Source organism: Streptomyces sp. NPDC050211, assembly GCF_040656035.1.
GTDB lineage: Bacteria > Actinomycetota > Actinomycetes > Streptomycetales > Streptomycetaceae > Streptomyces.
Genome location: NZ_JBFALC010000069.1, coordinates 16,262 through 39,894 on the forward strand (window position 1 = coordinate 16,262; position 23,633 = coordinate 39,894).

Below are 23,633 nucleotides of genomic sequence, written 5' to 3' on the forward strand. Positions count from 1 at the left end.
CCCGCCCGAACTGGCCGGCGGGGCGCACCCCCGGGGCCGTGCGCCCACCCGTGAGGCGCCCCTAGCGGGTGGGTGGGGGTTGGGGATGGCCGTGCTCGTCTTCGAACGCCGGACGGGCTGGAATGTGCGGACCGGCGTCGAGAAGTGAGCGCCCCCAGCGGGTGGGCTGGGGATGGGGGTTCTCGTGCTCGGATTTCCGGTGGGCTGGATGGGTTGGTCGGTGCCAGGTGGGTGGGTGGTGTCGTTGTTAGTGGGTGGGGGGTGTTGGCAGGTAGGGCGTTGTTGAGGGGAGGCCCAGGTCTGAGGGGAGTAGGGAGCCCACCCAGCAGTCTCGGCGTACGCCTTTGTTGTTGAGGGCGGAGCGGAGGGTGCCTTCGATGGTGAAGCCGGCGCGTTCGGCGACGGCGCGGGAGGCTGTGTTGCCTACTTCGGCTCGCCATTCGATGCGGTCGACCGAGACGTGGGTGAAGGCCCAGCGGGCGGCGGTGAGGGTGGCCTCGGTGATGTAGCCGTTGCCGCGGTGGTGCTTTGTGGCCCAGTAACCGATCTCGGCTACGCCCAGGGAGCGGATGGTGATGCTGAGCATGCCGACCAACTCCCCTTCGGGGAGGAAGACGCCGAAGGTGAACATGGAACCGTTGGCCCAGCCGTCCGGAGCGAGGTGTTCCGTGAAGCTCTCGGCGTGTTCGGGGAGGTAGGGCGAGGGGATCGTGGTCCAGCGCTGGATCTCGGGGTCCTGGGCGGCGGCGTACACGGCGTCCGTGTCGTGCGGACCGACCGTGCGCAGGACGAGACGGCCGGTGGTCAGCGTGGCGGGTTCCATCCGGTGATTCTGGTCGGGGTCTCGACGAAGACGCCATCTTTTTGCGGTGCGTGAGCGGGCGATCACAGTTCGCGCAATTCGTCGGCGCGACGCGGCACCATCCGTGGGCCCCGGCCGTTGTCCCCTATTGAAGAGTATTGAAGAGTTGTGCAGCAGCGGACAGTCGCAGTCACGGCAGGCCTCCCGGCGTGCCGGGGTCCTCGCATACGATGGCCGTTGCTCAGTCAAGTCAAATGAAACCGACCGTCCCAGGCCCGACCGGCAAGGAGACCAACCCCCGTGTCCGTCCTCTCGAAGATCATGCGTGCAGGCGAAGGCAAAATCCTGCGCAAGCTGCACCGCATCGCGGACCAGGTCAACTCCATCGAAGAGGACTTCGTCGACCTCTCCGACGCCGAGCTGCGGGCCCTCACCGATGAGTACAAGCAGCGGTATGCCGATGGTGAGAGCCTGGACGACCTGCTGCCCGAGGCGTTCGCCACCGTGCGAGAGGCCGCCAAGCGCGTCCTCGGCCAGCGCCACTACGACGTGCAGATGATGGGCGGCGCGGCCCTGCACTGGGGCTACGTGGCCGAGATGAAGACCGGTGAGGGCAAGACCCTGGTCGGCACCCTGCCCGCGTATCTCAACGCCCTCTCCGGAGACGGCGTCCACATCATCACGGTCAACGACTACCTGGCCGAGCGCGACTCCGAGATGATGGGCCGCATCCACCGGTTCCTGGGCCTGTCCGTCGGCTGCATCCTCGCCAACATGACGCCGGCCCAGCGCCGCGAGCAGTACGGCTGCGACATCACGTACGGCACGAACAACGAGTTCGGCTTCGACTACCTGCGCGACAACATGGCGTGGTCCAAGGACGAACTCGTCCAGCGCGGCCACAACTTCGCCATCGTCGACGAGGTCGACTCCATCCTCATCGACGAGGCCCGTACGCCGCTGATCATCTCCGGCCCGGCCGACCAGGCCACCAAGTGGTACGGCGACTTCGCCAAGCTGGTCACGCGCCTCAAGCGCGGCGAGGCAGGCAACCCCCTCAAGGGCATCGAGGAGACCGGCGACTACGACGTCGACGAGAAGAAGCGCACGGTCGCCATCCACGAGTCCGGTGTCAGCAAGGTCGAGGACTGGCTGGGCATCGACAACCTCTACGAGTCGGTGAACACGCCGCTGGTGGGCTACCTGAACAACGCCATCAAGGCGAAGGAGCTCTTCAAGAAGGACAAGGACTACGTCGTCATCGACGGCGAGGTCATGATCGTCGACGAGCACACCGGCCGTATCCTCGCCGGCCGCCGTTACAACGAGGGCATGCACCAGGCGATCGAGGCGAAGGAAGGGGTGGACATCAAGGACGAGAACCAGACGCTCGCCACGATCACCCTGCAGAACTTCTTCCGTCTCTACGACAAGCTCTCCGGCATGACCGGTACGGCGATGACCGAGGCCGCCGAGTTCCACCAGATCTACAAGCTCGGCGTGGTCCCCATCCCGACCAACCGGCCGATGGTCCGCGCGGACCAGTCGGACTTGATCTACCGCACCGAGGTCGCGAAGTTCGACGCGGTCGTCGACGACATCGCCGAGAAGCACGAGAAGGGCCAGCCGATCCTCGTCGGTACGACGTCGGTCGAGAAGTCCGAATACCTCTCGCAGCAGCTCTCCAAGCGCGGCATCCAGCACGAAGTGCTGAACGCCAAGCAGCATGACCGCGAGGCGTCGATCGTCGCCCAGGCCGGCCGCAGGGGCGCCGTGACGGTCGCCACCAACATGGCCGGCCGTGGTACGGACATCAAGCTCGGCGGCAACCCCGACGACCTCGCCGAGGCCGAGCTGCGCCAGCGCGGCCTCGACCCCGAGGAGCACATCGAGGAGTGGGCAGCGGCGCTGCCCGCCGCCCTGGAGCGGGCCGAGAAGGCGGTGCGGGCCGAGTTCGAGGAGGTCAAGGACCTCGGCGGACTCTACGTCCTGGGCACCGAGCGCCATGAGTCGCGTCGGATCGACAACCAGCTGCGCGGTCGTTCCGGCCGTCAGGGCGACCCCGGTGAGTCCCGCTTCTACCTGTCGCTCGGCGACGACCTGATGCGCCTGTTCAAGGCCCAGATGGTCGAGCGCGTGATGTCGATGGCCAACGTCCCGGACGACGTGCCGATCGAGAACAAGATGGTCACGCGCGCGATCGCGTCGGCCCAGTCGCAGGTCGAGCAGCAGAACTTCGAGACCCGTAAGAACGTTCTGAAGTACGACGAAGTCCTCAACCGGCAGCGCGAGGTCATCTACGGCGAGCGCCGCCGCGTCCTGGAGGGCGAGGACCTGCACGAGCAGATCCAGCACTTCATGGACGACACGATCGACGCGTACGTCCAGGCCGAGACCGCTGAGGGCTTCGCCGAGGAGTGGGACCTGGACCGGCTGTGGGGCGCCTTCAAGCAGCTCTACCCGGTGAAGGTCACCATCGAGGAGCTCGAGGAGGCGGCCGGCGACCGGGCCGGCCTCACCGCCGAGTTCCTCGCCGACTCCATCAAGGACGACATCCGCGAGCAGTACGAGTCGCGTGAGTCGCAGCTCGGCTCCGAGATCATGCGTGAGCTGGAGCGCCGGGTCGTGCTGTCGGTCCTGGACCGCAAGTGGCGCGAGCACCTCTACGAGATGGACTACCTCCAGGAGGGCATCGGCCTGCGCGCGATGGCGCAGAAGGACCCGCTGGTCGAGTACCAGCGCGAGGGCTTCGACATGTTCACCGCCATGATGGAGGGGATCAAGGAGGAGTCCGTCGGCTACCTGTTCAACCTGGAGGTCCAGGTCGAGCAGCAGGTCGAGGAGGTCCCGGTCGAGGACGCCAAGCAGCCGAGCCTGCAGAAGCAGGATGCGGTGCCGGCGCAGGCGGGGTCCCGCCCCGAGATCCGTGCCAAGGGCTTGGAGGCTCCGCAGCGGCGTAACCTGCACTTCACCGCGCCGACCGTGGACGGAGAGGGCGGCACCGTCGAGGGCGAGTTCGCCAGCGACGAGGAGACCGCCGGAGCGCGTTCCGAGTCCGACGGCCTCACCCGCGCGGAGCGCCGCAAGCAGGCGCGGGGCGGGCGGCGCCGCAAGAAGTGACGGGCGCTTCGCCAGAGTGGCAGCGGTTGTGATGGCTGTTCCAAGCGAGGCCGAGTGGTGAGGGGCCGGGCATCCTGAGGATGCCCGGCCCTTCGTTGTGGGCGGGCTTCAGTCGTCGTCCGGCTCCGGTGTGCGCGGGCCGTCCAGTTCCAGCGCGGTGCAGCGCCAGCGCAGGTCCGGGCCCTTCTCCAGGCGGAAGGCCATGGCGCGCAGCTCGTCACCGGCGCCGATGCGGGCGAAGGCCTCGACGGCGCCGGCGTGGACGATGTAGTAGCCGATGTCGCGGACGACGGGGCGCGTGCCGCGAGTGCGCAGGAGACCGTGTTCCGCGAGCCGGGCCAGCTCGTCGTAGGCGCGGCCCGCGGTGTGGCCCAGCATCCAGTGGACGGGGCGCTGGCCGCTCAGGACGAGCAGCAGGCGGTCGGCGAAGACGTCGGTGGGCCGGGGGCGCGGGGCGGGCCTGGGCGGGCTCTGGGGCGGTACGGCGGGAGATGCGGTGACGGAGTTCGTACGCGCCTCGGTACGCGTCCTCGTGCGCGATGCCGTGCTGCTCGGTGTGCGGGGCGGGGTGCCGCCGGGGCGGCGGGTGTCACGGCGGCCGGGAGGGCGAGTGCGCGCGTCGTGGTTCGCCCTGGTCATGACCTTGTTCATGAGTGTTCCCCGCTCGGTGGGCCCGGGGGTACCGGGCAGTAACTTGCTGGTGGGGATCTTGTACGGGGCCGCGGACGGCGAGGGCAAGGCAGCCGCGGTCCGCGCCGAGGTGGTCGCACGGTTCACTTATCCGGGTGATCCAGAGCTGTCCAGGCCCGTGATCTCGCGGGCGCACCGGGTGAGTTCCGGGCGCGAGGTGGACGCCTCCCGAGGCAAGGGCAGGAACCCGAAAGAGGACGCCGCACGTATCCTGAAGGCCCTCAGGGGGACTCGCTCCTCCCGGGGTTACTGCGGAGCCCTCGACCACGAAAGCGGCCAGCCATGCGCGTCTACGTCCCTCTGACCCTCTCCGGTCTCGCCGAGGCGTACAAGACGGGTGAGCTGGGAGACGGGCCGTTCGTCGCCTACGCTGTCACGCCCGGGTTGCGCGAGTGGTACCTCTCCGACGACATCGAGGAGCTCGAGTACGCGGCGCTCAGCCGGGCCGCGCTGGCCTCGCTGCGGCTGCTGGCGGCCGAGCCCGGGGCAGTACGGCGCCGGGTCGTGGTCGCCGTCGACGTACCCGAGGGCGCCGCGGTCGCCGACCCAGACCGGGGGCTCGATCCCTCGGCGCTGGGGGAGGTGCGGATCGGCGGGGCCGTATCGCTGGCCAAGGCGGCGGCGGTGCATGTCGACGCCGGTGACGCGGAGGCGGACGTGGCCGCCGCGGCGGAGGCGCTCGAGGCGGCGGACGCCGGTGACGACGACGCGCAGTTCGTCGTGGACGGCGCCGAGGATCACGAGCTGCTGTGGTTCGCCACGCAGGAGATTCCGAATCTGGTGGGGCTGGCGGACTGACGCCGCCCCGCGGACCGTGCCTCCTGGGGCCAAGGGATGTGCCCTTGACCTGATGGTTCTCATGATTGTCAGTGGTGGCGGGTACGGTTTTTGGCATGGGGATGCAAACGGACGCGCACATTGTCTGGGACTGGAACGGGACGCTGTTCCACGACAACGACGCAATCATCGGGGCGACGAACGCGGCTTTCGGCGAGTTGGGGCTCGACCCGATCACGATGGAGGAGTACCGGTCGCTGTACTGCGTGCCGGTGCCGAAGTTCTACGAGCGGCTGCTGGGGCGGCTGCCGACCGAGGACGAGTGGTTGGTCATGGACGAGACCTTCCATCGGTACTACGCCGAGCACCGGGTGACGTGCGGGCTCACCGAGGGTGTCGCCGAGCTGCTGGAGAGCTGGCGGTCGGCGGGGCGCAGCCAGTCGCTTCTCAGCATGTACGTCCATGACGAACTCGTGCCGTTGGTGCGGGGGTTCGGGATCGAGCCGCACTTCATACGGGTCGACGGGCGGACCGGGCCGTCCGGGGGCAGCAAGGCCGAGCACATGGAGCGGCATGTCGCGGCGCTCGCCGGTGTGGACCCCGCTCGTACGGTGGTGATCGGGGACGCCGCGGATGACGCGGTGGCGGCGCGTCATGTGGGGGCGCGGGCCGTGCTGTACACCGGGGGGTCGCACAGCCGGGCGAGCCTTGAGGAGACGGGTGTGCCGGTGGTGGACACGTTGGGGGAGGCGGTCGCGATGGCGGAGCGGTTGGCCGCGTGACGCCTGCGGCGGGCGTGCGAGTTGTGCGGGTGCGGGTGGGTGGCCTCAGGTTGGTGGCTCAGGTTGCCGGGGCCTTCGCGCGGAGGACGGTGAGGAACTCTCGCATCCAGCTGGGGTGGTCGGGCCAGGCGCGGGAGGAGACGAGGGTGCCGTCCACCACCGCCTCGGTGTCCTGGAAGGTGGCGCCGGCGGCCTGCATGTCCGGCTCCAGCGCCGGGTACGCGGTGACGCGGCGGCCCCGGAGGCTGTCTGTCGCGGCGGTGAGGAGGGGGCCGTGGCAGATCTGGGCGACGGGTTTGTCGGCGTCGAAGAAGGACTTGAGGATCTTGCGGAGTTCGGGGTCGTTGCGGAGGTACTCCGGGGCTCGGCCGCCGGGGATGACGAGGGCGGCGTACTGGCCGGGGTCGACGTCGGCGAAGGCCAGGTCTGCGGGCCAGGTGTAGCCGGGCTTTTCGGTGTAGGTGTCGAAGCCGGGTTCGAAGTCGTGGACGACGAACTGGAGCTTTTTGCGGGTGGGGGCGGCGATGTGGACGTCGTAGCCCTCTTCGCGGAGGCGTTGGTAGGGGTACAGGACTTCCAGGGACTCGGCTGCGTCGCCGGTGACGATGAGGATCTTGGCCGACATTGGGCTGCGCTCCCCTCGAGGGTGGGTTGTGGCTTTGGCGGGCGTTAAGGGCAACGTGCCTCGGGGTGGGGGTCTTGCCAAGGGGGACGGCGGTGGGGGTGTTGGGGTGCCGGAATTTGTGCGGTGCGCGGGGGTGGTGCGGGGTGAGGTGGGTCTTGCAACCCGGCACTGGGGCGGGTGCCGCGGGTTGGGGCTGGGCGGGGCTGGGTCGCGCGGCCCGGCGCTTGCGGGGTGCCGCCTGCGCCCACCCGTGCCGCCCCAGGCGGCACGACTGCCCGCAGGCTGGGTGGGAACCCGCTCCCAGCCTAGGTGCGGCCTCAGTCTCCCGCTCCCTGGCCCACCTTCCCCCCACCGCCCATACTCCCCCGCCCCCCATACTGTGCAGAACGTCAAACTTCCGCCCCCGGTTTTGTACACATACGGCTCATGACGGGGGCCCCGGCCGGAGCGATAGCCTGGTGGCGTGATCAGCGCGATAGGTCGCGGGGGCCTTGGTGTCTCCGTTGTGCGCCCGGGGTTCACGGCTGACAGCCGTGGCCGGGCGGCGGTCGCTGGTCTTCGCGGGTGGGAGGGGGCCGGTGAGGCTCCCAGGACGGCCAGTGCACCCGGGGTGCCTGCGGCGCAGAGAGCAGCGTCACACCCCTCGGGCGCGTCGAGAATGGCTGATAACCCCCCGCTCATCTCACCCTGCGGCATAGCGTCGGAGCAGACCGGACACCCCGCGTCGAGACGTTACGTCGGAGGGGAAGAGACCGTACTTCCTTCTACGTCACGCAACGGCGCGCGACAGGAGCCAGAGGACAATGCAGACCAAGCTGGACGAAGCCAAGGCCGAGCTGCTCGACAGGGCCGCCCGGGTAGCTGAGAACAGCCCGGTCGGGGGGTATCTACCGACTGGGACGACGGACGAGAGCACCTCCGGCACCCCGGACCACGACATCGTGCTCGCGTTCCTCCAGCGCTACTACCTGCACACCGCACCGGAGGACCTCACCGACCGCGACCCGGTCGACATCTTCGGCGCCGCCTTCTCCCACTACCGGCTGGCCGAGAATCGACCGCAGGGTACGGCCAATGTGCGGGTTCACACGCCCTCCGTGGAAGAGAACGGGTGGACGTGCACCCACTCGGTCGTCGAGGTCGTCACCGATGACATGCCGTTTCTCGTCGACTCCGTCACCAATGAGCTGACCCGGCAGGGACGCGGCATCCACGTCGTCATCCACCCGCAGGTGATCGTCCGCCGAGATGTCACCGGCAAGCTCATCGAGGTGCTCACCGACCCGCCGGCCGGCGAGCTGCCGCACGACGCGCACACCGAGTCCTGGATCCACGTAGAGATCGACCGTGAGACCGACCGCTCCGACCTGAAGCAGATCACCGCCGATCTGCTGCGTGTCCTCTCCGACGCCCGGGAGGCCGTCGAGGACTGGGAGAAGATGCGGGACGCGGCGCTGCGGATGGCCGAGGAGCTGCCCAAGGAGCCCACGTCCGACCTGCGGGAACAGGACGTCGAGGAGGCTCGGGAGCTGCTGCGCTGGCTGGCCGCCGACCACTTCACGTTCCTGGGGTACCGGGAGTACGAGCTGCGGGACGACGATTCCCTTGCCGCGGTGCCCGGTACCGGGCTCGGCATTCTGCGGTCCGATCCGCATCACGCCACTGAGGAGAGCCATCCCGTCAGCCCCTCCTTCGAGCGGCTGCCCGCCGACGCCCGGGCCAAGGCCCGTGAGCACAAGCTCCTCATCCTCACCAAGGCCAACAGCCGCGCGACCGTGCACCGGCCGTCGTATCTCGACTATGTGGGCGTCAAGAAGTTCGACGAGAACGGGGAGGTCGTCGGTGAGCGGCGGTTCCTCGGGCTCTTCTCGTCCGCCGCGTACACCGAGTCCGTCCGCCGGGTCCCCGTCATCCGGCGCAAGGTGGCCGAGGTGCTGCAGGGCGCCGGGTTCTCGCCCAACAGCCATGACGGGCGCGATCTGCTCCAGATCCTGGAGACGTACCCGCGCGACGAGCTGTTCCAGACGCCGGTCGACGAACTGCGGTCCATCGTCACCTCCGTCCTCTATCTGCAGGAGCGACGGCGGCTGCGGCTCTACCTCCGCCAGGACGAGTACGGGCGCTACTACTCGGCCCTCGTCTACCTCCCCCGCGACCGGTACACCACGGGCGTACGGCTGCGGATCATCGACATCCTCAAGGAGGAACTCGGCGGCACCAGCGTCGACTTCACCGCCTGGAACACCGAGTCGATCCTGTCCCGGCTGCACTTCGTGGTCCGGGTCCCGCAGGGCACCGAGCTGCCGGAGCTGAGCGACAGCGACAAGGAGCGCATCGAGGCGCGGCTGGTGGAGGCGGCCCGTTCCTGGGCGGACGGGTTCGGTGAGGCGCTCAACGCCGAGCTCGGCGAGGAGCGGGCGGCCGGGCTGCTGCGCAAGTACGGCAACGCCTTCACCGAGGGCTACAAGGCCGACCACACCCCGCGCGCCGCGGTCGCCGACCTGGTCCACCTGGAACAGCTCACCGAAGAGCAGAACTTCGAGCTGAGCCTGTACGAGCCGGTGGGCGCCGCGCCCGAGGAGCGCCGCTTCAAGATCTACCGCAAGGGCGCCCCCGTCTCCCTGTCCGCGGTCCTTCCGGTCCTCAACCGGCTCGGCGTCGAGGTCATCGACGAGCGGCCGTACGAACTGCGCTGCTCGGACCGTACGACCGCCTGGATCTACGACTTCGGCCTGCGCATGCCCAAGTTGGCCGGTACCGCCGGTGATTACCTGGGCGACGACGGGCGCGAGCGGTTCCAGGAGGCCTTCGCGGCCACCTGGACCGGCAAGGCGGAGAACGACGGCTTCAACTCCCTGGTGCTGCGCGCCGGTCTCGGCTGGCGGCAGGCGATGGTGCTGCGGGCGTACGCGAAGTATCTGCGCCAGGCCGGTTCCACCTTCAGCCAGGACTACATGGAGGACACCCTCTGCAACAACGTCCACACCACCCGGCTTCTCGTCTCGCTCTTCGAGGCGCGGATGTCGCCGGACCGGCAGCGGGCGGGCCGGGAGATCGTCGACGCCCTCCTCGAAGAGGTCGACGCGGCTCTCGACCAGGTCGCGTCGCTCGACGAGGACCGGATCCTGCGGTCCTTCCTCACCGTCATCAAGGCGACCCTGCGGACCAACTTCTTCCAGGAGGCCGTGGGCGGCCGGCCGCACGACTACGTCTCCATGAAGTTCGACCCGCAGGCGATCCCCGATCTGCCGGCGCCGCGTCCGGCGTACGAGATCTGGGTGTACTCGCCGCGGGTCGAGGGTGTGCACCTCAGGTTCGGCAAGGTCGCGCGCGGTGGGCTGCGCTGGTCGGACCGCAAGGAGGACTTCCGGACCGAGATCCTCGGCCTGGTCAAGGCGCAGATGGTGAAGAACACCGTCATCGTGCCGGTCGGCGCCAAGGGCGGGTTCGTCGCCAAGCAGCTGCCGGATCCCTCCGTGGACCGCGACGCGTGGCTGGCCGAGGGCATCGGCAGCTACAAGACCTTCATCTCGGCGCTGCTCGACATCACCGACAACATGGTGGCCGGCGAGGTCGTCCCGCCCGCCGACGTCGTCCGGCACGACGAGGACGACACCTACCTCGTGGTCGCGGCCGACAAGGGCACGGCGACGTTCTCGGACATCGCCAACGAGGTGGCCGGCAGCTACAACTTCTGGCTCGGCGACGCCTTCGCCTCCGGCGGCAGCGCCGGGTACGACCACAAGGGCATGGGCATCACCGCGCGCGGCGCCTGGGAGTCCGTGAAGCGGCACTTCCGGGAGCTGGGCGTCGACACCCAGTCCGAGGACTTCACGGTCGTCGGCATCGGCGACATGTCCGGTGACGTGTTCGGCAACGGCATGCTGCTCAGCGAGCACATCCGGCTGGTCGCCGCCTTCGACCACCGGCACATCTTCATCGACCCGAACCCGGACGCGGCCACCGGCTATGCCGAGCGCCGCCGGGTGTTCGAGCTGCCGCGCTCCAGCTGGGCCGACTACAACACCGAGCTGCTGTCGGCGGGCGGCGGCGTGTTCCCCCGCAGCGCCAAGTCGATCCCGATCAACGGCCATATCCGGGAGGCCCTCGGTATCGAGGGCAAGGTCGCCAAGATGACCCCGGCCGACCTGATGAAGGCGATCCTCAAGTCGCCGGTCGACCTGCTGTGGAACGGCGGCATCGGCACGTACGTCAAGGCGTCCACCGAGTCCCACGCGGACGTCGGCGACAAGGCCAACGACGCGATCCGTGTCGACGGCGCCGACCTGCGCGTCAAGGTCGTCGGCGAGGGCGGCAACCTGGGCCTGACCCAGCTGGGCCGGATCGAGTTCGCCCGGCACGGCGGCAAGATCAACACGGACGCGATCGACAACAGCGCGGGCGTGGACACCTCCGACCACGAGGTGAACATCAAGATCCTGCTCAACAGCCTGGTCACGGACGGCGACATGACCGTCAAGCAGCGCAACAAGCTGCTCGCCGAGATGACCGACGAGGTCGGCCGGCTGGTCCTGCGCAACAACTACGCGCAGAACACCGCGATCGCCAACGCGCTGGCCCAGTCCAAGGACATGCTCCACGCCCAGCAGCGCTTCATGCGCCACCTGGTGCGCGAGGGCCACCTCGACCGGGCCATCGAATTCCTGCCCACCGACCGTCAGATTCGCGAACGCCTCAGCGCCGGACAGGGTCTGACCAGTCCGGAGACGGCGGTCCTGCTGGCGTACACGAAGATCACGGTCGCCGACGAGCTGCTGCACACCTCACTGCCCGACGACCCCTATCTGCGCGGCCTGCTCTACGCGTACTTCCCGGCCCCGCTGCGCGAGAAGTTCCCCGAGCACATCGACAGCCACCCGCTGCACCGCGAGATCGTGACGACCGTCCTGGTCAACGACACGGTCAACACGGGCGGTACGAGCTTCCTGCACCGGCTGCGCGAGGAGACCGGGGCCTCGCTTGAGGAGATCGTGCGGGCGCAGACCGCGGCCCGGACGATCTTCCACGCGGCCGCGGTGTGGGACGCCGTGGAGTTGCTCGACAACAAGGTCGAGGCGGCCGTCCAGACCCGTATCCGACTGCACTCACGCCGGCTGTGCGAGCGCGGCACGCGCTGGCTGCTCAACAACCGGCCGCAGCCGCTGGTACTCGCCGAGACCGTCGACTTCTTCGGCGACCGGGTCGAGCAGGTCTGGTCGCAGCTGCCCAAGCTGCTGCGCGGCGCCGACCTCGACTGGTACCAGCAGATCCACGACGAGCTGACCGGCGTCGGCGTCCCGGACGAACTCGCCACCCGCGTGGCCGGGTTCTCCTCCGCCTTCCCGACGCTGGACATCGTCTCGGTGGCCGACCGCATGGGCAAGGAGCCGCTGGACGTCGCCGAGGTCTACTACGACCTCGCCGACCGGCTCGGCATCACTCAGCTCATGGATCGCATCATCGAGCTGCCCCGCGCCGACCGCTGGCAGTCCATGGCCCGCGCCGCCATCCGTGAGGACCTGTACGCCGCCCACTCGGCCATGACGGCGGACGTCCTCGCGGTCGGTAACGGCACCGCGACGCCCGAGCAGCGCTTCAAGCTCTGGCAGCAGAAGAACGCGGCGATCCTCGGCCGCGCCCGCGCCACGCTGGAGGAGATCCAGAACTCGGACTCGTTCGACCTGGCCAACCTGTCGGTGGCGATGCGGACGATGCGGACGCTGCTGCGGACGCATTCGTAGGCGGCGATACGACGACCAGGGCGCCCCGAGCCGTAACAGCTCGGGGCGCCCTGGTCGTCGTAGGAGAGCAGCTCAGGAAGGCTGCGGAACCTTCGGTGCCGCCGCCTTCGGCTTGGGGGCCTTGTCGCCGGTGAACGCCTCGTACTCCTTGAGGACGTCCTCGGTCGGCCCGTCCATGCGTAGTTCGCCGCGCTCCAGCCACAGCACGCGGTCGCAGGTGTCGCGGATGGACTTGTTGTTGTGGCTGACCAGGAACACCGTGCCGGCGCTCTTGCGCAGTTCGCGGATCCGGGCCTCGGAGCGCTTGCGGAAGTTGGCGTCGCCGGTGGCGAGGGCCTCGTCGATGAGGAGGACGTCGTGGTCCTTGGCGGCGGCGATGGAGAAGCGCAGGCGGGCGGCCATGCCGGAGGAGTACGTCCGCATGGGGAGGGTGATGAAGTCGCCCTTGTCGTTGATGCCGGAGAAGTCGACGATCTCCTCGTAGCGCTCCTTGATCTGCTCGCGGGACATGCCCATGGCGAGGCCGCCGAGGTGGACGTTGCGCTCGCCGGTGAGGTCATTCATCAGGGCGGCGTTGACACCGAGGAGGGAGGGCTGGCCGTCGGTGTAGATGGCGCCGTTCTCCACGGGGAGCAGGCCCGCGACCGCCTTGAGCAGGGTCGACTTGCCGGAGCCGTTGGTGCCGATGAGGCCGATCGCCTCGCCCTTGTACGCGACGAAGGACACGTTCCGCACGGCGTGCACCGTGCGGACGCCAGCCGCCTTCTCGGTCTGCTTGCGGCGCAGCATGCGGTTGAGGGCGGCGGTGGCGGAGCCGCGGCCGGCTCCGGTGCCGTTGACGCGGTAGACGATGTCGACGCCGTCGGCGATGACGGTGGGGACGTTCTCAGAAGTGTGATCAGCCACGGCCGTACGTCTCCTCAGCCTTCCAGAAGTAGATGAAGCCGCCGACTCCGGCGAGCAGGGCCCAGCCCGTCGCGATGGCCCACACATGCGGGGGCAGCTGGCTCGCGTGGAAGCTGTCGATGAGCGCGAAGCGCATCAGGTCGATGTAGACGGCGGCCGGGTTGGCCTGGAGGACCGGGCCCACCCAGGACGGCCAGTCGTGGTGCTTGCTGAGCAGGTGCTCGATGCTCCACATCACGCCCGAGGTGTACATCCAGGTGCGCAGCACGAACGGCATCAGCTGTGAGATGTCCGGCGTTTTCGCACCGACCCGGGCCAGGATCATCGCCATGCCCGCGTTGAAGGTGAACTGCAGCAGCAGGGCGGGGATCGCCAGCAGCCAGGAGAAGGCGACCGGGACGCCGAAGACGAGCAGGATGACGACGAGGGCCGCCATCGAGAACAGCAGTTGCTGGAGCTGCTGGAGGCACATGGAGATCGGCAGCGCGGCACGCGGGAAGTGCAGGGCCCGTACGAGGCCCTGGTTGCCGGAGATCGCGCGGGTGCCCGACAGGATCGAGCTCTGCGTGAACGTCCACACGAACACGCCCGTGACCAGGAACGGGACGTAGTCCGGCACGCCCTTCTTGGTGCCCATCAGCACGCCGAAGATGAGGAAGTAGACCGCCGCGTTCAGCAGCGGGGTCATCACCTGCCACACCTGGCCCAGCTTCGCCTGGCTGTACTGGGAGGTGAGCCGGGCGGTCGAGAAGGCCGTGATGAAGTGCCGTCGGTCCCACAGCTGGCGGATGTACTCGGGCAGGGACGGCCGGGCGCCGCTGACCGTCAGGCCGTGGCGGGCGGCGAGCGCCGCGAGGTCGTCGTCGGCGGCCGGGGTGGTCGCCGTGAGGGGCGGTGCGTCGAGGACCTGGCTCACATCCGCTGCTTTCGCTCGGGGGGTGGGGGTGCACACGCCCGGTCCTTGATCCCCTGCTGTTTCCTTACGTGTTTCTTCACGTTCTCTTACGTCGGGACGGGACCGTATCGTCGCAACGCGAGAGTATTCCGATTTAACGTCGGAACGCAACCGTCTCGTCGTAACGTCCTATGCTGGTGGGCATGACGACGAACGCCGACGAGCCAAGGGCCCAGGTGGCCGACCGCCGGCGCCGCAGGCCCCCGGCCGGTGCGGCCGTACTCCGGGCGGATGTGACGGAGGCGATCCGGGGCGCCGTCTTCGAGGAGCTCGCGGCCGTCGGCTATGCGCGGATGTCCATCGAGGGCATCGCGCGCCGCGCGGGCGTCGGAAAGACGGCGGTCTACCGCCGCTGGCGCTCCAAACTGCACCTGGTCCTCGACCTGGTCTCCGCCATCGCCGTCCAGGGCCTGCCCGCCCCGGACACCGGCTCCCTGGAGGGCGACCTGCGCCTGCTGTACGAGGTGACGTCCCGGGCGCTGAGGCACCCCGTCGCCTCACAGATCATCCCGGACCTCCAGGCCGAGGCCGCCCGCAATCCCGAGATCGCCGAGGCCATGCAGAAGGCGGTGCGCGAAGGGCAGGACGGGGTGGCGAGCGGGATCGTGGCGGCGGCTCAGCGGCGGGGCGAGGTGCGGGAGGGCATCGACCAGGACCTGGCGCTGGATCTCATCTCCGGGCCGCTGTACTGGCGCTCGGTGGTGATCCGCAGCCCGAAGCTGCCGAAGGGGTATCTGGAGGCGCTGACTCGGGCTACGGCGGCGGGGCTGAAGGCGCTCTGAACCGAGAGGCGCGGCGGAGCCTCAGTCCCGCGCCGCCCCCGGATGCAGTCGCACCCACCCCTCCCACGCCGACGTCACCATGTCGTGGACGTCGTGCTTCGCCTTCCAGCCCAGTTCCGTGGTGATGCGGTCGGCGGAGGCGACGACTCGGGCGGGGTCGCCGGGGCGGCGGGGGGTGACGGTGGGGGGGAGGTTGTAGCCGGTGGCGGCGTTGATCAGGTCGATCATCTCGCGGACGGAGACGCCCTCGCCGCGGCCGATGTTGAGGGTGAGGTCGCGGCCGGGGGAGGACTGGAGGGCGCGGGCTGTGGCGACGTGGGCCTCGGCCAGGTCCATCACATGGATGTAGTCGCGGATGCAGGTGCCGTCCGGGGTGGGGTAGTCGTCGCCGAAGATGCGCGGGGATGCGTTCTCCGTGAGGCGCTCGAAGACCATGGGGACGATGTTGAAGACGCCGGTGTCCGCCAGCTCGGGTGCGGCCGCGCCCGCCACGTTGAAGTAGCGGAGGGAGGCCGTGGCGAGGCCCGTCGCCTTGCCCGTCGCGCGGACCAGCCATTCGCCGGCCAGTTTCGTCTCGCCGTAGGGAGACATCGGCACGCACGGCGTCTCCTCCGTCACCAGCTCCACATCGGGCATGCCGTACACCGCGGCGGAGGAGGAGAAGACGAAGGAGGGGACCTCCGCCTGTGTCACGGCCTCCAGGAGGACGCGCAGGCCCTCGACGTTCTCCCGGTAGTACTCCAGCGGCCGGGACACCGACTCGCCCACCTGCTTCTTCGCGGCCAGGTGTACGACGCCGGTGATGGCGTGGTCGGTGAGGGCGCGGGTCACGCGGTCGCCGTCGAGGGTCGAGCCGACCACCAGGGGGACGCCGTCCGGGACGCGCTCGGCGATGCCGGTGGACAGGTCGTCGTACACGACCGTCCGCTCGCCCGCCTCGGTCATGGCGCGTACGACGTGCGCCCCGATGTAACCGGCGCCGCCGGTGATCAGCCAGGTCATGTGCGGCCGTCCCCTCGTCAGTTGGCCCGTGCGTGGTGCTGTCGGTCGATCACAGTGAATCAGTCACAGTGAAGCAGGCGTCACTGTGCCTCTTCCGTCGCCGCGTCGAGTGCCGTGGTGAGCCGGTCGAGCCGGGTCCGCAGCTCCCGGATCTCGTCGAGATCGAAGCCGGTCGCGGCGCCGATCCGGCGCGGTACCTCCAGCGCGCGCTCGCGCAGCGCCGAGCCGTCCTCGGTGAGCCGGACCTCCACCGACCGCTCGTCGCGCGCGCTGCGCTCCCGGCGTACCAGGCCGGCCGTCTCCAGCCGCTTGAGCAGCGGGGAGAGCGTGCCGGAGTCGAGGCGGAGGTGTTCGCCCAGCTTCTTGACGGGCAGGTCGCCGTGCTCCCACAGCACCAGCATCACGAGGTACTGCGGGTAGGTGAGGCCGAGGTCCTTGAGCAGGACGCGGTAGAGGCCGCCGAAGGCGCGCGATGCGGCGTTCAGGGAGAAGCAGATCTGCTGGTCGAGGCGGAGCCAGTCCGCGGTGGGCGTGGTGGTCATGGATCCAGGGTAGCGCTTGTCCGCCATTTAGTTGTGCACAATTGAATTGTGTGCTCTACTTGTGGTCGTCGAGAGGCGGCCGCACAGGGCCGCCGACCGTGATCTGAGAGGGATGGATTTTCCATGGACGCGCTCTACACCGCTGTCGCCACCGCCACCCACGGCCGTGACGGCCGTGCCGTCTCCTCCGACGGCAAGATCGACCTCAAGCTCGCCCCGCCGGTGGAGCTGGGCGGCAACGGCGAGGGCACCAACCCGGAGCAGCTGTTCGCGGCCGGTTACGCCGCCTGCTTCGGCAGCGCCCTCGGCCTCGTCGGCCGCCAGGCGAAGGTCGACGTCAGCGACGCCGCCGTCACCGCCGAGGTCGGCATAGGCAAGCAGGGCGAGGGCTTCGGCCTGAAGGTCACCCTCCGCGTCGAGCTCCCCGACGGCCTGGACGAGGCGACCGGCCGCAAGCTCATCGAGACCGCCCACCAGGTCTGCCCGTACTCCAACGCCACCCGCGGCAACATCGAAGTCGACCTCGTCGTCGCCCCCCGCAGGTGGGTGCGGAGCGTCAACGCGTCGCTCGGCCGGGCCGTCCCGCCGGACGCCAGGTGTGCGGCCTGGTGGGGGTGGGCCGTGATGGGCTGGAGGGCAAGGGAACTCCCTGGTGTGAGGGCGGTGTTCAGTCGCGGCTGACAGGAGGGGGTCAGTGGGGAGCCTGCGCCGGCTGCGGGATCCTCGGCAGTGGGGAGGGCGCGAGTGACGCTACCGGGTGGCGTTCGGTGAGGGGTACGACCGGTGGGAGAGCCGTGTCCGTCTCGCCGAGGACGACATGGCGTACGACCCTCTCGGCGGCGCGTCCGTCGTCGTACGGGCAGAACCGCTCGCGGAACGCGGAGCGCAGCTGGGCGGAGCGGGAGCCGCGCCAGTGGCCGGTGGCGAAGATGTCGATCAGCTCGTCCTCGCTGTCCGCGATCGCGCCGGGCGGGAAGGACCGCAGGTCGAAGTAGGTGCCGCGGGCCGCCTCGTACGCCTCCCGGTCCTCGGTGTGGAGCACGATCGGGCGGTCCAGGCCCGCGTAGTCGAACATGATCGACGAGTAGTCGGTGACCAGGGCGTCCGAGGCGAGGCACAGGGACTCGACGCTCGGGTGGCCGGTGACGTCGATGACGCGGGCGGTCGGGGCGGCGAGCGAAGCGAGATGGGGGTCCCCCCGGCCGGAGGCTGGGGGAGGGCCGCCGTGGCGGGGGTGGGCGCGGGCGAGGACGACGAAGCGGGAGCCGAGGCGGTCTGCGACGCGCTCCAGGTCGAGGGGGGTGCGCTGGGTGCGGCGGTAGTCGCGGTGGGTGGGCGCGTAGAGGATCGCGATCGCTTCCGCGGGGATGCCGAGGGTCTCGCGCAGCCGGGTCACGTCCGCCGAAGTGGCGTGCTGGAACACGTCGTTGCGGGGGCAGCCGTATTCGAGGGTCGTGTAGTCGCCCGGGAAGACGCGTTCCCAGGTCAGTGTGGAGTGGCGGTTGGCGGAGATGACGTAGTCCCACTGGTCCACGTGCCGCAGGAGTGCGGCGAAGTCCGTGTCGCGGGCCGCCGCCGGGCGCTCCTGGAGGTCCAGGCCCCTGTGTTTGAGGGGGGTGCCGCGCAGGGTCTGGACGACGATCTGGCCGGGGCGCTTGTTCGGAAGGGCGTCGAACTCGGTGTTGGTGACCACGTACTTGGAGCGTGCGAGTGCCGTCCAGTACGCGGCCGTGCCGGGCGTGAGTCGACGGGTCGCTGGTGGGACGGTGTGGTGGTGCTCGGGGCGCGCGATCCATGCCGTGCGGATGTGCGGGGCGAGGGAGCGGAACGCGGCTTCCAGGGCGCCCGGGTTGCAGCCGTGACCCTGGTCTCGGTCGGCGGAGAAGACGGCGTGGCCCTTGCGCAGGGGGAGGCGCAGCTGGATGCGGTAGTGAAGCCGGAGCGCGAGGGCTCGCGCCGATCTGATCATGCGGGCCGACCGCCGGACCGCCCTGCGGCACAGGGCCGAGGTGAGGCGGAGCGTGCCGTAGGTGCGATGCAGGCCCAGGCGGATCAGTGCGTGCCGGGCACGGGAGCGCGGCGGGAGCGGGGCGCCGGGCGTGCGGTAACGGCGGTAGTACGCACGGGACTTGCGCAGGAACTCGGTGCGGGCGGCGCGCGGGAGACGGTCGCGCCGGGTGTACACCGTCACCAGCTGGTCGACCATCCGGTGGAACAACACCGGCCGCCAGCAGGCGAGTTCCGGACGGCCGTCGAGGAACGCGAAGAGACGGTCGTACTGCTCGAAGACGTCGAAGTGGCCGCGGCTGGTGGTGCCGTGGACGCTGCCGCGGCGGCGCTGCCGATAGTGCACGCAGACCCGGTCGAGGGTGGCGAGGGAGGCGGCGGTCAGGAGGGCCGGGTAGGTCCAGGGGGTGTCCTCGTAGCGGCCGGGCGGAAAGGTGAGGGCCTCGCGCTCGACGAACTCCCGGCGGTACGCCTTGTTCCAGTCCACCATCCGCAGGTTCAGCAGATTCGGCCGGTCCGCCAGGCGGAAGGGCGCCGGGTCCTGTTCGGTGAGGGGCTCGGCGGACTGGTTGCGGATCATCTCGCCCGACCAGTACGTACGCGCGTAGTCGTACACCAGCACGTCCGGCTCGCCCGTCTCCTTCAGGCGGTCGGCGATCGCGCGCAGCGCGTCCGGGGCGAGGGTGTCGTCACCGTCCAGGAACAGGACGTAGTCGCCGGTCGCCGCCTTCAGCCCGGCGTTGCGGGCCCGGCCCGGGCCGCCGTTCTCCGGCAGGTGCAGCGGCCGTACGCGCGGGTCACGGGCCGCGAACTCGTCGACGAGCGCACCACAGGCGTCGGGCGAGCAGTCGTCCACGGCGATCAGTTCCAGATCCGGACACGACTGGGAGAGCACCGACTCCAGGCACGCGGGGAGATACGCCTGAACCCGGTACGCGGGGACGATGACACTGAACCTGGGCACGGCACATCCATGGGTCGGCGCGGGCGGTTGGCCCGGGAACGGCCGGTGGAGTGGCTTGGTTACGTCGGGTACGGCATTCGGGGGATGAGCCCAGCCGGGCAGGCGGAGGGCGAGCCGGTTGCCCGGCTCGCCCCGGTCGTACGCCTTCCATCAGGCTTCAATCAGGCCGTCGTACGCGCTACTTCACCGCGCCCGCCATCACCCCGGACACGAACTGCCGCTGGAACGCGAAGAACACGGCCAGCGGGATCACCATGGAGATGAACGCGCCCGGCGCCAGGATGTCGACGTTGTCGGCGAACGCGCGCATCTGCGTCTGCAGGGCGACCGTGATCGGCTGGCTGTCGGTGTCGGAGAACACCAGCGCGATCAGCATGTCGTTCCACACCCACAGGAACTGGAAGATGCCCAGGCTCGCGATCGCGGGCCCGCCCAGCGGCAGCACGACCCGGGCGAACAGGCGCAGTTCACCCGCACCGTCCAGCCGGGCCGCCTCCAGCAGTTCCTTCGGGATCTCCGCGAAGAAGTTCCGCAGCAGGAACACCGCGAAGGGCAGGCCGAAGCCGGTGTGGAAGAGGACCACGCCCATGATGTTGCCGAACAGGCCGATGTTGCCGAAGAGTTCGGCGACCGGGATCAGCGCCACCTGCACCGGCACCACCAGCAGGCCGACCACGCCGAGGAACCACCAGTCGCGGCCCGGGAACTCCATCCACGCGAACGCGTAGCCCGCGAGCGCGCCGATGACGACGACGAGGAGCGTCGCCGGGACCGTGATCAGCAGGGTGTTGACGAGCGACTCGGTGATGTCGTTGTTCTGCAGCAGCTTGTCGTAGCTCTCGAAGGTGAGCTGGGACGGCTTGCTGAAGACGTCCCACCAGCCGCTGATCGTCATCTCTTCCGGAGGACGCAGCGAGGACAGGAGCAGACCGATCGTCGGGACCAGCCAGAACAGGCCGACGACGATCAGGAAGACCCGGACCGCGCCGCCGCTGACACCTTCCGCGAGGCGTGAGCCGAGGGACTGCTTCGCCTTGACCGGAGTGACCGGTTCGGGCTTGCTGAGCCTGTCGGCATGCGTGGTCATCGCCGCACCTCCCGCCTGAGCCTGCGGATGTTGAACCACATCACCGGGATGACCAGCAGGAGCAGGAACACCGAGATCGCGCTGGCGATGCCCGGCTGGTCCTCGGAGAAGCCCTTGCGGTACAGCTCCAGCGCCAGGACGTTCGCGTCGTCCTGTGCGGAGCCCGGGGCGATGATGAAGACCAGGTCGAAGATCTTCAGGACGTTGATCATCAGGGTGACGATGACGACCGCGAGGACAGGTGCCAGAAGCGGGACCGTGATCTTCCGGAACACCTGCCATTCGGTCGCGCCGTCGACGCGGGCCGCCTCCAGGAGATCACGTGGGATGCCCGCCAGCCCCGCCGCGATCAGCACCATCGCGAAACCGGCCCACATCCAGATGTACGCCCCGATGATCGACGGCGTGACCAGTGACGGGCCGAGCCAGTCCAGGCCGTTGTACGGCTCCTTGAAGTTGCTCGCCGGGAGGCGGAGCTGGGCGCCGTCGGCCTTCTCCGAGAGGGAGAACGTGCCGTCGTCGCCGGCCCTCGCCGTCTCCACGACCTTGCCGTCCTTGACCGCCTCGATCTTCATGCCGGGGTAGCCGAGTTCGGTCGCGTCGGGTGCGCCGAGCGTGCCGACGCCCTTGCCCCGGGTGAAGTCCTGCCAGGTCGTGCCGGTGATCCTGCCCGGGTCGGCCTGCGGGGCGACGGCCCGCTTGGCGTCGCCGGGCATCTGGTCGGGGGCGACGCCCACGAGGGGCAGGGTGACCGTGTCCCCGGTCTGGACCGTCGCCTTGGTGATGAAGGCGCCGCCGCCCTGCGCCACGAGGGGTGACTCACGGCCCGGGTGGGCCTTCGGGAAGGCCGACGACTCGGCGAACGTGTCGTGGATGCCCACCCACACCGCGTTCGCGACGCCCTTCTCCGGGTCCTGGTCGTAGACGAGGCGGAAGATGATGCCGGCCGCCAGCATCGAGATCGCCATCGGCATGAAGACGACCAGCTTGAACGCCGTTCCCCAGCGCACCCGTTCGGTCAGCACCGCGAAGATCAGACCGAGCGCGGTGGCGACCGTCGGCGCGAACACCACCCAGATGACGTTGTTCTTCAGGGCCGTGCGGATGCCGTCGTCGGTGAACAGGAACTCGTAGTTGTCGAAGCCGGTGAAAGAGCCCGACTGGTCGTAGAAACTGCGGACGACCGAGTACCCGATCGGGTAGACCACGAGCGCGCCCAGCAGCACAAGCGCGGGCAGCAGGAACAGCGCTGCCACGGTCTTGCGGGTGCCGGTCACGCTCTTGCGTGACTTGGGAGCGGCAGGGGTCGGAGGGACCCCTGCCGCCGTGGCCGACGTCATCGCGTCAGCCTCCGTAGGCGGCCGCCGCGTCCGCCTCCAGCTTCGCCTGCGTGCCCGCGACGTCCTTCGGGTTGGTCAGGAAGTCCTGCAGTGCCTTCCACTCGCCCTTGCCGGGCGTGCCGCCGAAGGCCTGCGGGGCTTGGTCGGACATGTCGAAGCGGAAGTCGTCGCCCGAGTCGACGAGGGCCTTGGCGATCTTCTGCTGCACCGGGTTCGGGTACGCCGAGTTGTCCACGTTCTTGTTCGGCGAGAGGTAGCCGCCCAGCTTGGCCTGGATCGTCGCCGCGTCCGGGGAGGCCAGGAAGGTGGCCAGCGCCTGCGCCGCCTTGGAGTCCTTGAGGATCACCGCCGCGTCGCCGCCGGAGACCACGGGTGCGGTGTCACCCACGGCCGGGAAGGGGAACACCTTCGCGTCCGTGCCGACCTTCGCGCCCGCCGTGCCGATGTTGACCTGCGCGAAGTCGCCCTCGTAGACCATGCCCGCCTTGGGCTGGTCACCGCCGGTGAAGGTCTGCGTCACCGAGGCCGGGAAGTCCGTCTGCAGCGCGCCCTTCGCACCGCCGGCGACATAGTCCTTCTTGCCCCAGACCTGGGCCAGCGTGGTCAGCGCGTCCTTCACGGACGGGTCCGTCCACTTGATCTCGTGCTTCGCGAGCTGGTCGTACTTCTCCGGGCCCGCCTGGGAGAGGTAGATGTTCTCGAACCAGTCCGTGAGGGTCCAGCCCTCGGCGCCGCCGACGGAGAACGGAGTGACACCGGAGTCGTAGACCGTCTGGGCGGTGGTGAGCAGCTCGTCCCAGGTCTTCGGTTCCGTGGCCCCCGCGTTCTCGAAGACCTGCGCGTTGTACCAGATCAGGGACTTGTTGGCGGCCTTGTAGTAGACGCCGTACTGCTCGCTGCCGACCTTGCCGATGTCCTGCCAGCCCTGCGAGTAGTTCTTGGCCAGCTCGGCCTTGGCCTCGGCGCCCAGCGGCTTGGCCCACTTCTTGTCCACGGCCTGCTTGATCGCGCCGGGCTGCGGGAGCATCGCGATGTCCGGCGGCTGGCCTCCCGCGATCTTCGATCCCAGGAAGTTGACGATCGGGTCCTGCGCGGGCACGAAGGAGACCTTGGCGCCGGTGCGCTTCTCGAACTCCGCGAGAACCTTCTTGAAGTTGTCCTGCTCCGCGCCGCTCCAGACGGCGGCGACCTCGAGGCTTTCGCCGTTCAGCTTGGGGAGGGTCACGGTGGTGCCCGTCTCCTTGCCGCCGCCGGTCTGCTCGTTTCCGTTGTCGTCGTCTCCACCGCAGGCGGTGAGCGTGAGCGCGAGTGCTCCCGCGAGGACGGTGGCTGCGGCTTTCACGGCCGTGTGTTTCCGGATGGTGCTGTGCGTGCTGCGCATGACTGCCCCGTTCTTCGTTCCTCGTCGAACGTCCGAACGCTGTCCCGTGCGGTCTGGTCTACGCCGGGTGGTGGGGGTCGGCAAGAGCGCGATCGGTGTCAAGTGGGTGATCGTGACCGCGTCGTGACCA

At 69.3% G+C, this 23,633-nt stretch carries 16 protein-coding genes and 1 pseudogene; 6 read left to right on the forward strand and 11 right to left on the reverse strand.

Features of this window, described 5'->3' with window-relative positions; all coding sequences use genetic code 11:
• Positions 1 to 247 precede the first annotated feature (247 nt).
• On the reverse strand, positions 248 to 823 hold the full coding sequence (locus AB0I98_RS41280) for a GNAT family N-acetyltransferase (protein WP_362950920.1): 576 nt from the start codon (positions 821 to 823) through the stop codon (positions 248 to 250).
• Positions 824 to 1,102: 279 nt separating this feature from the next.
• Here AB0I98_RS41280 and secA point away from each other — a divergent pair, with 279 nt between their 5' ends.
• Positions 1,103 to 3,922 carry a preprotein translocase subunit SecA gene (gene secA, locus AB0I98_RS41285; RefSeq protein ID WP_362950922.1) on the forward strand — a complete coding sequence of 940 codons (2,820 nt, stop codon included), beginning with the start codon at positions 1,103 to 1,105 and terminating at the stop codon, positions 3,920 to 3,922.
• 108 nt (positions 3,923 to 4,030) lie between these two features.
• Here secA and AB0I98_RS41290 read toward each other — a convergent pair whose 3' ends face one another.
• Complete coding sequence (locus tag AB0I98_RS41290; protein WP_362950923.1) at positions 4,031 to 4,573, reverse strand: Rv3235 family protein; 543 nt, start codon at positions 4,571 to 4,573, stop codon at positions 4,031 to 4,033.
• 321 nt (positions 4,574 to 4,894) lie between these two features.
• On the opposite strand from AB0I98_RS41290, the gene AB0I98_RS41295 reads away from it, so the two are divergent.
• Both AB0I98_RS41295 and AB0I98_RS41300 read left to right on the forward strand, forming a co-directional pair.
• Positions 4,895 to 5,410, forward strand: coding sequence for a hypothetical protein (locus AB0I98_RS41295; RefSeq protein WP_362950925.1), 516 nt, complete (start codon positions 4,895 to 4,897; stop codon positions 5,408 to 5,410).
• A 95-nt stretch (positions 5,411 to 5,505) separates the two neighbouring features.
• A complete protein-coding gene (locus AB0I98_RS41300) occupies positions 5,506 to 6,171 on the forward strand; it encodes an HAD family hydrolase (protein WP_362950927.1) in 666 nt (221 codons plus the stop codon).
• A 58-nt stretch (positions 6,172 to 6,229) separates the two neighbouring features.
• On the opposite strand, the gene AB0I98_RS41305 is transcribed toward AB0I98_RS41300, so the two are convergent.
• Positions 6,230 to 6,796: a DJ-1/PfpI family protein gene (locus AB0I98_RS41305; protein WP_210580200.1), complete on the reverse strand. Its 567-nt coding sequence runs from the start codon at positions 6,794 to 6,796 to the stop codon at positions 6,230 to 6,232.
• A gap of 803 nt (positions 6,797 to 7,599) precedes the next feature.
• On the opposite strand from AB0I98_RS41305, the gene AB0I98_RS41310 reads away from it, so the two are divergent.
• Positions 7,600 to 12,537 carry an NAD-glutamate dehydrogenase gene (locus tag AB0I98_RS41310; protein ID WP_362950928.1) on the forward strand — a complete coding sequence of 1,646 codons (4,938 nt, stop codon included), beginning with the start codon at positions 7,600 to 7,602 and terminating at the stop codon, positions 12,535 to 12,537.
• Positions 12,538 to 12,609: 72 nt separating this feature from the next.
• On the opposite strand, the gene AB0I98_RS41315 is transcribed toward AB0I98_RS41310, so the two are convergent.
• Positions 12,610 to 13,443, reverse strand: coding sequence for an ABC transporter ATP-binding protein (locus AB0I98_RS41315; protein WP_362950929.1), 834 nt, complete (start codon positions 13,441 to 13,443; stop codon positions 12,610 to 12,612).
• Complete coding sequence (locus tag AB0I98_RS41320) at positions 13,436 to 14,359, reverse strand: ABC transporter permease (RefSeq protein ID WP_362950951.1); 924 nt, start codon at positions 14,357 to 14,359, stop codon at positions 13,436 to 13,438. Before AB0I98_RS41320 ends, AB0I98_RS41315 begins: the two co-directional genes overlap by 8 nt.
• A 182-nt stretch (positions 14,360 to 14,541) precedes the next feature.
• Here AB0I98_RS41320 and AB0I98_RS41325 point away from each other — a divergent pair, with 182 nt between their 5' ends.
• Positions 14,542 to 15,180, forward strand: coding sequence for a TetR/AcrR family transcriptional regulator (locus AB0I98_RS41325; protein ID WP_362950931.1), 639 nt, complete (start codon positions 14,542 to 14,544; stop codon positions 15,178 to 15,180).
• Positions 15,181 to 15,201: 21 nt separating this feature from the next.
• Here the strand turns inward: AB0I98_RS41325 and galE are convergent, their stop codons facing one another.
• Complete coding sequence (gene galE, locus AB0I98_RS41330; protein WP_362950933.1) at positions 15,202 to 16,182, reverse strand: UDP-glucose 4-epimerase GalE; 981 nt, start codon at positions 16,180 to 16,182, stop codon at positions 15,202 to 15,204.
• An 80-nt stretch (positions 16,183 to 16,262) separates the two neighbouring features.
• On the reverse strand, positions 16,263 to 16,724 hold the full coding sequence (locus tag AB0I98_RS41335; protein WP_362950935.1) for a MarR family transcriptional regulator: 462 nt from the start codon (positions 16,722 to 16,724) through the stop codon (positions 16,263 to 16,265).
• Positions 16,725 to 16,847: 123 nt separating this feature from the next.
• Between AB0I98_RS41335 and AB0I98_RS41340 the strand changes: the two are divergent.
• A pseudogene (locus AB0I98_RS41340) lies at positions 16,848 to 17,255 on the forward strand (organic hydroperoxide resistance protein); the annotation flags it as partial.
• A 160-nt stretch (positions 17,256 to 17,415) separates the two neighbouring features.
• Here the strand turns inward: AB0I98_RS41340 and AB0I98_RS41345 are convergent.
• The 4 genes from AB0I98_RS41345 to AB0I98_RS41360 form a co-directional block, all read right to left on the reverse strand.
• Entirely contained in the window at positions 17,416 to 19,695 is a 2,280-nt protein-coding gene (locus AB0I98_RS41345) for a bifunctional glycosyltransferase family 2 protein/CDP-glycerol:glycerophosphate glycerophosphotransferase (RefSeq protein ID WP_362950937.1), read from the reverse strand.
• A 178-nt stretch (positions 19,696 to 19,873) separates the two neighbouring features.
• Positions 19,874 to 20,782, reverse strand: a complete 909-nt coding sequence (locus AB0I98_RS41350; protein WP_362950939.1) for a carbohydrate ABC transporter permease — start codon at positions 20,780 to 20,782, stop codon at positions 19,874 to 19,876.
• Entirely contained in the window at positions 20,779 to 22,122 is a 1,344-nt protein-coding gene (locus tag AB0I98_RS41355) for a sugar ABC transporter permease (RefSeq protein ID WP_362950941.1), read from the reverse strand. The genes AB0I98_RS41350 and AB0I98_RS41355 overlap by 4 nt, the downstream gene beginning before the upstream one ends.
• A gap of 4 nt (positions 22,123 to 22,126) precedes the next feature.
• The gene (locus tag AB0I98_RS41360; protein ID WP_362950943.1) at positions 22,127 to 23,503 is read right to left on the reverse strand and encodes an ABC transporter substrate-binding protein; all 1,377 of its coding nucleotides are present in this window, start codon (positions 23,501 to 23,503) and stop codon (positions 22,127 to 22,129) included.
• Between the last annotated feature and the right edge of the window lie 130 nt (positions 23,504 to 23,633).